At 64.1% G+C, this 12,150-nt stretch carries 7 protein-coding genes and 1 pseudogene; 2 read left to right on the top strand and 6 right to left on the bottom strand.

Annotated elements, in window-relative coordinates; translation table 11 throughout:
- Nucleotides 1-390: 390 nt before the first annotated feature.
- From C487_RS01745 to C487_RS01735, 3 genes are all read right to left on the bottom strand, one after another.
- Nucleotides 391-1,644: a Cdc6/Cdc18 family protein gene (locus tag C487_RS01745; RefSeq protein WP_006183948.1), complete on the bottom strand. Its 1,254-nt coding sequence runs from the start codon at nt 1,642-1,644 to the stop codon at nt 391-393.
- 668 nt (nt 1,645-2,312) lie between these two features.
- Complete coding sequence (locus C487_RS01740; RefSeq protein WP_006183947.1) at nt 2,313-5,387, bottom strand: FAD-binding and (Fe-S)-binding domain-containing protein; 3,075 nt, start codon at nt 5,385-5,387, stop codon at nt 2,313-2,315.
- A gap of 354 nt (nt 5,388-5,741) precedes the next feature.
- Complete coding sequence (locus C487_RS01735; protein WP_006183946.1) at nt 5,742-6,629, bottom strand: 3-hydroxyacyl-CoA dehydrogenase family protein; 888 nt, start codon at nt 6,627-6,629, stop codon at nt 5,742-5,744.
- A gap of 256 nt (nt 6,630-6,885) precedes the next feature.
- Between C487_RS01735 and C487_RS01730 the strand changes: the two genes are divergently transcribed.
- Both C487_RS01730 and C487_RS01725 read left to right on the top strand, forming a co-directional pair.
- Entirely contained in the window at nt 6,886-7,236 is a 351-nt protein-coding gene (locus C487_RS01730) for a hypothetical protein (RefSeq protein ID WP_006183945.1), read from the top strand.
- 171 nt (nt 7,237-7,407) lie between these two features.
- The gene (locus tag C487_RS01725; protein ID WP_006183944.1) at nt 7,408-8,550 is read left to right on the top strand and encodes a thiolase family protein; all 1,143 of its coding nucleotides are present in this window, start codon (nt 7,408-7,410) and stop codon (nt 8,548-8,550) included.
- 205 nt (nt 8,551-8,755) lie between these two features.
- Here the strand turns inward: C487_RS01725 and C487_RS01720 are convergent, their stop codons facing one another.
- The 3 genes and pseudogenes from C487_RS01720 to C487_RS01710 all read right to left on the bottom strand — a co-directional run.
- Complete coding sequence (locus C487_RS01720) at nt 8,756-9,895, bottom strand: acyl-CoA dehydrogenase family protein (protein ID WP_006183943.1); 1,140 nt, start codon at nt 9,893-9,895, stop codon at nt 8,756-8,758.
- Between the two features lie 133 nt (nt 9,896-10,028).
- Nucleotides 10,029-11,582: a long-chain-fatty-acid--CoA ligase gene (locus tag C487_RS01715; RefSeq protein ID WP_006183942.1), complete on the bottom strand. Its 1,554-nt coding sequence runs from the start codon at nt 11,580-11,582 to the stop codon at nt 10,029-10,031.
- A gap of 105 nt (nt 11,583-11,687) precedes the next feature.
- Nucleotides 11,688-12,150, bottom strand: a pseudogene (locus C487_RS01710) (hypothetical protein); the annotation flags it as partial.

The raw sequence follows: 12,150 nt of genomic DNA, 5'->3' as shown, positions 1-12,150 counted from the left end.
GGTGATTCCGGTGGCTTACAGGTCGGAGAGCGTTTCCCGCCCCCCGCTTCGGAACTCGAGACCCCGGCCGTCGAATGAAATTGGTCCCTAACCAGCGAGTCGAATCGAGCGTCGATCGCACCGTCCCGAATACCCCGGGCGTCGAGTGTAAGCACTCAAAATCGGCCGATAGATGTTCTTGTACCGGCCTTCACGAATCAGGGCACCCCAACTGTCGAATGAAATGTGATGGCGAGACATGCCCCCTTCGAGCGGCGAGTGATCTGTCATCCACCCCAGGTGTCGAGTGAAATCATCCGAAAGACGGTTCGAACCGAACGAGCGACTCCCGAGTATCGAATCCGGACCCGCCCTAGCGGACCACCCCGGCTGTCGAGTGAATTCCCGTCGCTACGTTCGATCGAGTTCGGAAAAGCGGTTGTCGTCGTGAATAACGGCCTGTACGACGGACGGGTCCTCCAGGAGGTAGTAGTAATTCGTCACGCCGCTGCTGTACCCGCGTCCGACCCGTTCGGTCCGTCCGAGAATATCGAGGAAGACCTGCTCGTCGAGTTTATCGCTCATTCGGCGCTGCGAGAGCGTTTCGATTCCGAGAGCGCTGTCCGACGTGATAGTCTGATACATCTCGTAAATCTCGCGGGTCGCGAACTCTTCCCGATCGCTGTGTTGCTCCGCGAGCAGCGACAGCGCGTATACGGACGCCTTGATTTGTGTCGGCTGCCCCTCGAGCAGCTGGGAAAACCGGTCGATATCGGCCCTCTCTCGAGCATTGCGTACGTGCTCTTCGGTAACTTCCTCGGCGTCCCCGTCCTTTGCCAGTTCGCCGGCGTTTCGGAGGATATCCAGGGCTTTCCGCGCATCGCCGTGCTCCTGGGCAGCGAACGCGGCGCTCAACGGGATGACGTCGTCCGAGAGAACGCCGTCCCTGAAGGCATCCTCGCGGTTGGACATGATTTCGCGGAGTTGGTTCGCATCGTACGGCGGAAACACGAACTCACGATCCTGCAGACTACTGAGGATTCGTTCGTCGAGCGATTCCTTGAACGAGATTTTGTTGCTGATCGCGATGATCCCCACGTTACAGGAGTCCAGCTTACCGGCTTCCCCCGCGCGGGACAGTTGCATGAGAATCTCGCTGTCTTGGAGTTTGTCGATCTCGTCGAGAATGATGATCGCGACATCGTAGCAGTGGTCGAGGATCGACCAAAAGCGCTCGTAGTAGACATCGGTCGATAATCCGGTAACGGGGATGCTGATGCCCGTTTCTTCCGGATCGTTCAGCGTCTGTGCCAGATTGATCACGACGCGCGTTTCGGTCTTCGTCTGCGTACAGTCGACGTACGCCCGCCCCAGTTCGGTCCCGTTTTCGACCGAATACTGCTGGGCACTTCTGGTCACGTGTTTCGCGACGAGCGATTTCCCGGTTCCCGTTTTGCCATAAATGAGCGTGTTTCGGGGGGACTGGCCTTTCACCGCGGGATGAATGCTCGAGGCGACGTTCTTGATTTCGCTGTCCCTGCCGATGATCCGGTCCTCGTTCGGAACGAGGTCGATATCGAGGAGTTCCTTGCGGCTGAATATCGGGTCCTCCGTCGCCCAGAACTCCTCGAGGGACCCGTTTTCGCCACCGGTGCCGTCTTCCATACCCGTCACGTATCAATGGAGCTTATTTATAGCCTGGTGATCCGGAGACACCAGCTGTCGGATGTAGATCGCGGAGATAGGTACAAAACGAGCCTGTGTAATCGATATCATACAGCGACCGATTATCCTCCTGTCGAATGAAATGGATCGCACAGCGGCAGGGTGTCCAGTCCGTGATCAGTGACTGAGATCACCTCGCGGAAGCGTACCTTGCGGGATCGCAGTGGAACGGACTCCCACACCCCAGGTGTCGAGTGTAGATGTCCGAAAAGCTGCTGTAGAGCGTGTGATCGGTGGGTGTAGGGATCGCTTCTGCCTTATTCTAGTTACAGTCGTGGTGGAGTACGGATATCATTTCTATCTATCGATTATAAACCTTTCCAACTCTAGTTCTCCTACTCTGACGTGAGCCGTTCATCCGATACCTGATTGCTGCCTATATCAGTCGTACTCGGGCTCTCCCGCGGCTATTTTCCTATCTACACTCGACACCCGGGGTGTGCGTGTCATCTATAACTCTAGATATATAATGGTCGACCGAAGCCAACACGTACAATCCGTGATCGTCGTCCCGGGTCACGCCACATCGCCGTCGTCCCGGGTCACGCCACATCGCCGTCGTCTCGGGTCACACGACCGTCGATATCGGCTCCGGCTATGCCATCCGGTTACTCGAGCGCGTCGGCGACGACTTCGATCGGCGTCGGCGGCTCCGCCGAGGCGTCGGGCCTGTTCTCGAGTTGGGTCCGACAGGAGGCACCGGGAGCGACGACACGGTCGCCCGCGCTGTCCGCGATCTGGTCGTACAGAATGCCGGCGATGGCGTCGCTCATCGAGGCGTGTTCGGACTCGTAGCCGAAACTGCCGGCCATGCCACAGCAGCCCGAATCGAGCGGCTCGACCGCGTAACCGGCCCGCCGGAGGACGCCGACGGCGTGGTGGTCCTTGGCCACGGACTTCTGATGACAGTGGCCGTGATAGATCACGTCGTCGGTCGCCGCACGGTCGTCGAACGCGATGTCCTCGTCCAGACGGAACGTATCGACGTACTCGCAGACGCCGTAGGTCGCGTCCGCGAGCGTCTCGGCGGCCGCCGAGGGAAGCAAGTCGCGGTAATCGGACTGGAACATGACCGCGTCGGAGGGCTCGATGACGACCACGTCCCAGCCGTTGGCCACCCGTGGTGCGAGCGTGTTGACGTTCTCGCGGGCGGCGTCCGTCGCCTTCTCGAGGAAGCCCTTCGAGAACGCGGGACGGCCCGTATCGCCGAGGTCGTCGGGGACGGTGACGTGGACACCGGCGGCCTCGAGCACGCGGACGGCGGCCGTTCCGGCCTCGGGATGGCTGTAGTTGGTGTAGGTGTCGGGATAGAGGACGGCCTTGCGGGCGGCGTCGGCTTCGCTCACGCGAGCGCCGCCGCGCTCGTCGAACCAGTCCCGGAACGTCGTCCCGTGAAACGTCGGCAGCGGTCGGTCGGCATCGATTCCGAGGGTCACCTCGAGCGCCTTGCGTGCGCCCGGGAGCTTCGGCAGGGCGTTCGAGAGCGGGGCGAGTTTGCTCCCCCATCGCGAGAGGGTTCCGACGTTGGCGAAGAGCCGGTCCCGGAGCGTCGCGCCGTTTCGCTGGTGGTACTCGTGGGTGACCTCGGCCTTGAGCTTCGCCATGTCGACCTCGCTCGGACAGTCGATGGCACAGCCCTTGCAGCCGATACACAGCCCCATCACCTCCTCGACGAACTCGTCGGAGGCGGCCTCGTCGGGCTCGAGATCGCCGCTCATCGCCTGCCGGAGCGCGTTCGCCCGCCCACGAGTCGCCGTGATCTCCTCCTGGCTCGCCCGATAGGTCGGACACATCACGCCGCCCGTGGTCTCCTGTTCGCCGCGACAGCCACCACAGCCGTGACAGAGTTCGACCATCCCCTGCATACCGTTGTCGTTGTCCCACTCGAGTACGGGATCGAAACCCGCGTCGAACTCGTAGTCGGGATCGAACCGCAGGTTCTCCCGCAGGTCAGTGGGCTCGTCCTCGCGGAAGACGACCTGGCCCGGGTTGAGGAGCCAGTCGGGGTCGAAGGCGGTCTTGAGGTCTCGAAAGGTCGCCCAGAGGTCGTCGCCGTAGCGCTTCCGGTTCCACTGGGTCCGGGCGCGACCATCGCCGTGTTCGCCCGAGACTGAGCCCCCCAACTCGACCACGAGGTCAGTCACGTCGTCCGCGATGCCGTGGAGCTGCTCGAGGCCGACCTCGGTCTTCGTGTTCACCAGCGGCCGGACGTGGAGCACGCCGGGGCCGGCGTGGGCGTAGAAACTGGCATAGGTGTCGTGTCGCTCGAGGATCGCCTCGAACTCCGCGACGAACTCGGGGAGCTTCGCCGGCGGGATCGCGGTGTCCTCGATGAAGCTGATGTGCTTCGCATCGGTCGTCCGCGAGAGCAGGATCGGGAGGCCGGACTTGCGGAGCTTCCAGAGCTTCGCGCGCTCGGCCTCGTCGTAGGCCTCCAGCGCCTCGAGCGCGAGGGGGTCGGCGTCGCTGGCGGGGGCGTCGTCGGCCGACTCCCCCGCCGGCGTCGCCGACGGCACGCGGTCGGCCAGCAGGGCCGCGACTCGTTCCTCACCGTGGGCCGTCTCCTCGGCGTAGAACTCCACGAGCAGGACGGCGTTGGTCCCGTCGGGCAGCATTGCGGTGACGGGCCCGAACTCCGCGGTATCGCGTGCCAGATCGAGCAACACGTCGTCTAACACTTCAACCGCCGCGGGATCGTGTGCGAGGATCGGCTCGACGTCTTCCATCGCCTCGTGGAGGTCGCGGTAGCACAGCAGGGCGACGGCCTTCGTCTCCGGGACCGGCTCGAGCGAGACGGTCGCTTCGGTGACGATCGCCAGGGTCCCCTCGCTGCCGGCGAGCAGGCGCGCGAGGTTGACGGTCCCCGGCTCGCCGGTGTCCTCGCCGCCGGGCAGGTCCTCGCCGCGAGCCTCGGCGACGAGTCGGTCGAGGTTGTAGCCGGACACGTTGCGCTTGAGATCGGGATACGTGTCCGCGATGCGATCCGCGTCGTCCGCGAGAATGCGCTCGACCGCGGCGTAGATTCGGCTCTCGAGGTCGCCGTCGGGGTCGGCCCGCTCGCCGATCTCCGCGACGGTGACTTCGCCGAACCGGGTCACGGTACCGTCGGCGAGAACGACTTCGACCTCTTCGATATAGGCGTCGGTTTTGCCGTACTGCAGCGAGTGCGACCCGGTCGAGTTGTTGCCGATCGCGCCGCCGATGGCGCTCTTGTCGCCCCACGCGGGATCGGGTGCGAACTTGAGACCGTGGGGCGTGAGAGTCTCGTTGAGCGTCCCGAGGATCGTTCCGGTCTGGACCGTCGCGGTCCGGGCGTCCGGATCGATCTCGAGGATGTCGTTCATATACCGCGTGAAGTCGAGCACGACGGCCCGGTTGACCGTCTGCCCGGCGAGGCTCGTCCCGCCGCCCCGTGGGAGGACCGGAATCCGCCGTTCCGCACAGTACTCGAGGATGCCCGCGACATCGGCGGTCGACTCGGGGAAGGCGACGGCGATCGGCGTCCGCTCGTAGGCGCTCGCATCGGTCGCGTACAGCTCGCGCGAGTAGGAGTCGGCCCGGACCTCGCAGTCGCCGATCGTCTCGAGGTCAGCGACCAGGGCCGGGCGATCGACATCATCGCTTTGATAGTCGTAGTTCGCTCGCCGGTCGGCGGCCGGGTCGGCGCTCGGCTCCAGGGACATACGTCACCCTTACGCAGGCGCGGCTAAAAGTACCCGCGTTCCGACGGTCCGTCGCGGCTCTCCCCCGCTATATCGGAGTCGTCTACCCGGCCCGACACATCGGTCGGCGGGAAACGGTGATGCCGGATGGTGGCTCTCGGACCACCCGGCCGATACGCGGTTGTTTCGATGCCCGCTACGGTGACCGAATCGAAAAGTGGCCCCGTCGTTTTTCCACGTGCGCCCCCGGGGCCGCCGCCCGATCGGCGGGCGGTACTTCTAGTAGCCGCGGCGTCGAAACAAACGATTTGCCTAACTAGTTAGGGTCTCTCTGTTCGGGGCCGTCCCGCAGCGTGGCGACCGACGACGGCAGCGTTACGCGTCGCCGCCCCACTCGCCGCTCATGCCGACGCGCTCGCCGTCTTCCCAGACGTAGTAGCCCTCGCCGGACTTCTTGCCGAGCTTGCCCGCACGGACCTTTCGGCGCAGTGACTGGGGCGGCTTGAACCGCTCGCCGAGCTCTTCGCGAAGGTGTTCCGCGATGTGCAGGCGGACGTCCAGTCCGACGTGGTCAGTCAGCTCGAGGGGTCCCATCGGATGCCCGTAGCCGATCTCCATTCCCTCGTCGATGTCTGCCGGGCTGGCGACGCCCTGCTCGACCATCCGGATCGCCTCGAGTCCAAGCGCCAGTCCCAGCCGCGACGTGGCGAAGCCGGCGGTGTCCCGAACGACTACGTCTGCCTTGTCGATGTCCCGGACGTAGTCGACGGCGAACGCCTCGGTGCGCTCGTCGGTCTGCTCGGCGATGACGATCTCGACGAGGTCCATGATATGCGGCGGGTTGAAGAAGTGCAGCCCTACCGCCCGCTCGGGATGCTCGAGGACGCTTGCCATCTCGGTCACCGACAGCGAGGACGTGTTCGACGCGATGACCGTCTCCTCGCTCGCTGCGTCCTCGACGTCCGCGAAGACCTCCTGTTTGAGGTCCATATCCTCCGGTACCGCTTCGACGACGAGGTCGGCGTCCGCGACCGCGCCCGCGAGGTCGGTCGTCCCCTCGATGCGCTCGAGGGCCGCGTCCATCTCGTCTTCGGTGAGTTTGTCCCGGTCGACACCCCCCTGGAGGTTCTCACGGATTCCCTCGAGTCCGTCCTCGACGAGGTCCGCTTCGATGTCCCGCAGGACCACATCGTGGCCCGCCATCGCGGAGACCTGTGCGATTCCGTGTCCCATGCTGCCGGCTCCAAGAACTGCGATTCGCATGTGAGAGGGCACAGCGGAAACGCCCAAAAGCGTTCCCGTTCGAACAACTGCGCCCCGTCTCGTCCCTTCCATCCGCGAACACACGGCGCGTGCTGTCGGCCGTGCTCACGTCCGACGCGGGCCTCGAGCGACGAGCAGCGGACGCAGGGCGGTATGACCGCACACACCCCTTCGCAATCACGTGTCCGGAGACACGCCCATCAAGAGATGGTTTCATCAAAAGAAATATATTTTTCAAGAATCTATTTGGGCACGGATGACTGTCCCGTACCGACTCCGAACGCTCGGCACAGTCAGCGTCTATGCCATCTGTCTCCTCCTCGCCGGATTCGTGTTCGTGGCGGAGCCGACCGACGCGCTGATCGCGATCCCGATCGGCTCTGGTTCGCTGCTGCTGGTCCATGCAGTTACGACAAACCAACTCGACGAACTCGGGTCTGCGATCATGGGTCTGTACGGCGTACTTCTGCTGACCTCCGTGAGTCTCGGTCTCGGACAGGTGTTCGTGATCGGTCGCGGCGACGCTCCGATCGATCCCGTCGGGACGACAGGGACGGTCGCAATGACAACCGTACTGGTCGGCGGCTATCTGCTCGCGACGCGATAGAGAGGACCAAAGGCGGGACCGCCGCGCCGCGCGGAACCGAGAGCGCCGCTCGCTACTGTAGATCGTTCCGTCCGGGCACTCGTCAGCGGCGAACGCACGGTGTCCCGATCGACGGGCGAAACCGCTCGAACGGAGCTACTTTAGTGTCGGAGCGTGAGGTACTCACTACCAATGAGCGATCGGCAGCCAGTCGTCGTCCAGGCAGTCAGAACGCCGCAAGGGAAACACGGTGGCGTCTTCGCCGAGACCGGCAGCGAGGACCTGTCGGTTCCGCTCGTCGACGAGATGCTCGAGCGGACGGAACTCTCGGGCGAGGACGTCGACGACATCCGGTGGGGGTGTGCCAAGCAGGTCAACGAGCAAAGCAACAATATCGCGCGGGTGATCGCCCTCCTGTCGGACCTGGGTGAGGGCGTCCCCGGCACCACGATCGACCGGCTCTGTGCCTCCTCGGCGGAGGCGATCATGAGCGCCAGCGACGCGATCCGAGCGGGCCAGCGCGATGTCATCGTCGCCGGTGGCGTCGAGAACATGTCCCGCAACGAGCGCCGGAAGGGGATCGACTCCTACGCGGGCATCGCCGAGCAGTACGACGCGGCCGGGCTCGCGATGGGCCAGACCGCCGAGACAGTCGCCGACAAGTACGACATCAGCCGGGGCCAGCAGGACGAATACGGCGCGCGCAGCCAGCAGCGGGCCTGTAAAGCGACCGAGGACGGCAAGTTCGACGCGGAGATCGTCCCGATCGAGACCGAGGCGGGCCTCGTCGAGGAGGACGAGGGGCTCCGTCCCGGCACGACCAAAGAGAAGATCGCCGGCCTTCCGCCAGCGTTCCGCGAGGCGGGTACCGTCACCGCCGCCAACGCCTCGCAGGTCTCCGACGGCGCTGCCGGCGTCCTCATCACCAGCCGCGAGTTCGCCGAGCGGGAGGACCTCGAGATCATGGCCGAGATCGAGGACCACAACGTCGCGGGCGTCGATCCGACAATCATGGGTGTCGGCCCGGTTCCAGCGGTGCGGGGAATCTGGGAGCGCAACGGCCGCTCGGCCGACGACTACGACCTCGTGGAACTCAACGAGGCCTTCGCGAGCCAGACGATCTACTGCCGGGACGAACTCGGCTTCGACGACGAGCGGTTCAACGTCAACGGCGGGGCGATCGCCATCGGCCATCCGCTCGGCGCGTCGGGTGCCCGCCTGCCCGTCACGCTGATTCACGAACTGCAGCGTCGGGACGGCGGCCTCGGCCTCTCGACGATGTGCGTCGGCTACGGGCAGGGTGCGGCGATCGAGTTCCGCGTACCGGCGCAGTAAGGGCGACTCGAGTCGCCGGTCGACCGAACGGGCTCGAGCCCCCTTTTCTCGCGCCAGTGATCGCTGCGAAATCCGAATCCGAGAGTACGAATCAGATCGTCGATGGAGGCCGTACTGACCCTGCGAAAGCGTGACAGCGATCCCGGTATGGACTGCACACAGATCGATGGTTCGCATCCCGGAGCCGTCCGCGAGCGGAGCCCGATTACAGGATCTGGTCGGCGATGATGTTCTTCTGGATCTCGCTGGTACCCTCGTAGATCTTCGTGATGCGGGCGTCGCGGTAGTAGCGCTCGGCGGGGTAGTCCGTGACGTAGCCCGAGCCGCCGTGGACCTGAATCCCCTCGTCGGCGACTTCGACCGAAATCTCGCTCGCGAAGTACTTCGCCATGCTCGAGTACTGTGCGGCGACGTCCTGGTTTTCCTGCTCGACCTGGGTCGCGGCGCGGTAGGTCAGCGAGCGAGCGGCCTCGACCTTGGTGGCCATCTCGGCGATCTTGTGCTGGATAGCCTGGAAATCCGAGATCTTTTGGTCGAACTGCTCGCGCTGGTTGGCGTACTCGATGGCGGCGTCGAGTGCGCCCTGAGCGGCACCGACGGCCTGGGCGGCGACGCTGGTGCGGCCGGAGGCGAAGAACTCCATCAGCTGGTAGAAGCCCTCGTCAACCTCGCCGATGACGTTCTCCTCGGGGACGCGAACGTCGTCGACGACGACCTCCGCGAGGTCGGAGGCGCGGATGCCCAGCTTGTTGGTGATCTTGTCGGTCTCGATACCGTCGCGGTCCATCTCGACGAGGAAGGCGGTGATGCCCTTGTGGCCCTCGTCGGGGCTGGTCTTGGCCATCAGGACGCCGACGTCGGCGACGGTCCCGTTGGTGATCCACATCTTGTTGCCGTTGAGGACGTACTCGTCGCCGTCCTTCTCGGCGACCGTCTCGATGCCGGCGACGTTCGAGCCGTGGGCGGGCTCGGAGATCATCGAACAGGAGGCGGTCTCCCCGTTGGCGATCTTGGGCAGCCACTTCTCTTTCATCCAGTCGTCGCCGAACTCGATAATCATGTCCGTTCCGAAGCCGGCGGAGCCGACGGCCGAGCCGATACCGGGGTCGGCACGCCAGAGCTCTTCGGTGACGATCGTCGAGGAAATCTTGTCCATCCCGGCACCGTCGTATTCGATCGGGATGTTCGGCGCGACGAAGTCGTATTCGGCGGCCTTCCTGCGCAACTCTTCGGGATACTTGTGCTCGCGGTCGTGTTCCTCGGCGACCGGTTTCAGCTCGTTTTCGCCGAATTCGCGGACGGCGTCACGGATCGCCTCGTGCTCAGCGGACAGCTGGAATGCCATATCGTTTGCTTGGTGTCGTCTTACAAAGTAGCTTCGGATGCACCCGCCATTTGATTCTGTTAACCCTGCCGCGATGTCGACCGCGCAGCGGAAACGGGGCGGCGTTCGATGCGGTCCCGGACGACCCAGATGCCTACTCGTCGCGGAGTTCGAACTTCTGGACCTTGCCGGTGGTCGTTCGGGGAAGTTCCTTGACGAATTCGACTTCGCGGGGGTGTTTGTACTCCGCGAGGTTCGTCAGGCAGTACTGTTTGATCTCCTCGGGGGTCGCGTCGGCGTCGGGTGTGGGGACGATAAACGCCTTGACGGTCTCCCCGCGGCGGTCGTCCGGAACCCCGACCACTGCGGCGTCGGCGACGTCCTCGTGTTCGAAAAGCAACTCCTCGACCTCGCGCGGATAGACGTTGTAGCCGCCGGTGACGATCATGTGCTTCTCGCGATCGACGACGTAGAAGAAGTCGTCCTCGTCCCAGTAACCGATGTCACCGGTGTGGAACCACCGCTTGCCGTCCGCCTCGGTGAACGCCTTCTCGTTGGCCTCGGGGAGGCCGTAGTACTCCTTCATCACGTTGGGGCCGTGGATGACGAGTTCGCCCGTGATCTCGTGGAGGTCGGCCGCCTCCTCGTCGATCGGCCCCTCCGCGACGCGGGGCACTTCGTCGAAGTGCTCGTCTACGATCTTCGCCTCGACGCCCTCGAGCGGTTGCCCGATGCTACCTTTCCGACGCGCGTCGTTCGTGTTGGCGTGGGTAACCGGGCTCGTCTCGGTCAGCCCGTAGCCTTCGTTGAGTTGAACGTCCCACAACTCCTCGAACCGGTCGAGGACCTCGAGCGGGAGACTCGCGCCCCCGGAGTTGGCAAAGCGCAGCGCCTCGAACTCGTACTCGGCGGCGTCGGGCTGGTTGATCATGTCGTTGAACATCGCGGGAACGGCGAACATGATCGTGATCCCGTCGTCCTCGAGTTGGTCCATGACCGTCGGCGCGTCCCACTCGGGAACGGGGTAGTAGGTACCGCCGCTGTACATCGCGCCGTTCATCACGACGGACATACCGTAGATGTGAAACAGCGGGAGCGTCCCGATGAGTCGGTCGGTGGCCTGGAACCCGCCCGGCGGGACGCTCGCGTTCGCCCGCGTCGTAAAGGCTAGATTGTGATGGGTCAACAGGACGCCCTTCGGCGTGCCGGTCGTCCCCGAGGTGTACGGCTGGACCGCGACATCGTCGTCAGCACGCTCGACGATCCCGTTGGTGTCGTCCGCGAGGAAGTCGTCGAACGCGGTGGCTCCCTCGACGTCCGCTCCCACGCTGATTACCTGCTCGACCGCGGTGTCGTCTTGCACCTCGAGAACGTTGGGAACGAGATCCGCCAGCGAGACGACCGCTTTCGCCCCGCTGTCGCCCAGCATGTGGCTGATCTCGCGGGCCTTGTACTGGGGATTCATCGGAACGATGATCCCGCCGGCGCGGAGCGTGCCGTAGAAGGCGGTGACGAACTGGGGCAAGTTCGGGAGATAGATTCCGACGCGGTCGCCCTCGCCGATGCCGCGGTCCTCGAGTGCCTGTGCGAACTGCCCGGCTCGCTCCCAGAACTCCTCGTAGGTCCATTCGGTCCCCTGATACGCGACCGCGGCCGAGTCGGGGTTCGCTTGCACGGTCTCGCCGACTTCCCTCACGAGATTTGTCATACCTTGTGTATGGTTGTCTGAGGCCCACAAAAGGGTTGTTACTCGGTAATTACATTTACTTCGGTTGTTCCCGAAACCGGGAGCGCCGCCCCGGTTGCGGAGCGGTTAGTCGAGGGTCGACGCGTCGGGACGTGACTCGGCCTCGGGGTCGGTCGGTAGGTCGTAGCCGACGACGTATCGAGCGTGCGCCAACACGCCGACGATCACGACCGCTGCGGCGATCTGTACCGCGACGTGGACGATCGAGCCGAACATCGCACAGAACGTGGCAGCGATGTAGAGACCACGAGCCGGTGCCGAGAGCTCTCGAGCCCCGTCGAAGCCGATCGTCGCGACGATCAAGCCGACGGTGCCGGCGAGTACCACAGGGAACGCGACGAGCGTCTCCCACGACCAGTAGATCAGACTCTCGTTCGCGATGAACGCGTAGGGAATGACAAACCCGGGCGCGCCGAGTCGGAGCGCTTGTTTACACGAATCGTATGTGTTTACCCCCAGAAATCGCAGGAGGACAGTAGGTTCAAAATCGGGGAATTCAATTAGAAATCCGTAAAATTCGACCGCCGTC

Source organism: Natrinema pallidum DSM 3751, assembly GCF_000337615.1.
Classification (GTDB): domain Archaea; phylum Halobacteriota; class Halobacteria; order Halobacteriales; family Natrialbaceae; genus Natrinema; species Natrinema pallidum.
The sequence above is the reverse complement of the archived record's forward strand: the minus strand, read 5'-3'. Positions and strand labels throughout refer to the sequence as shown.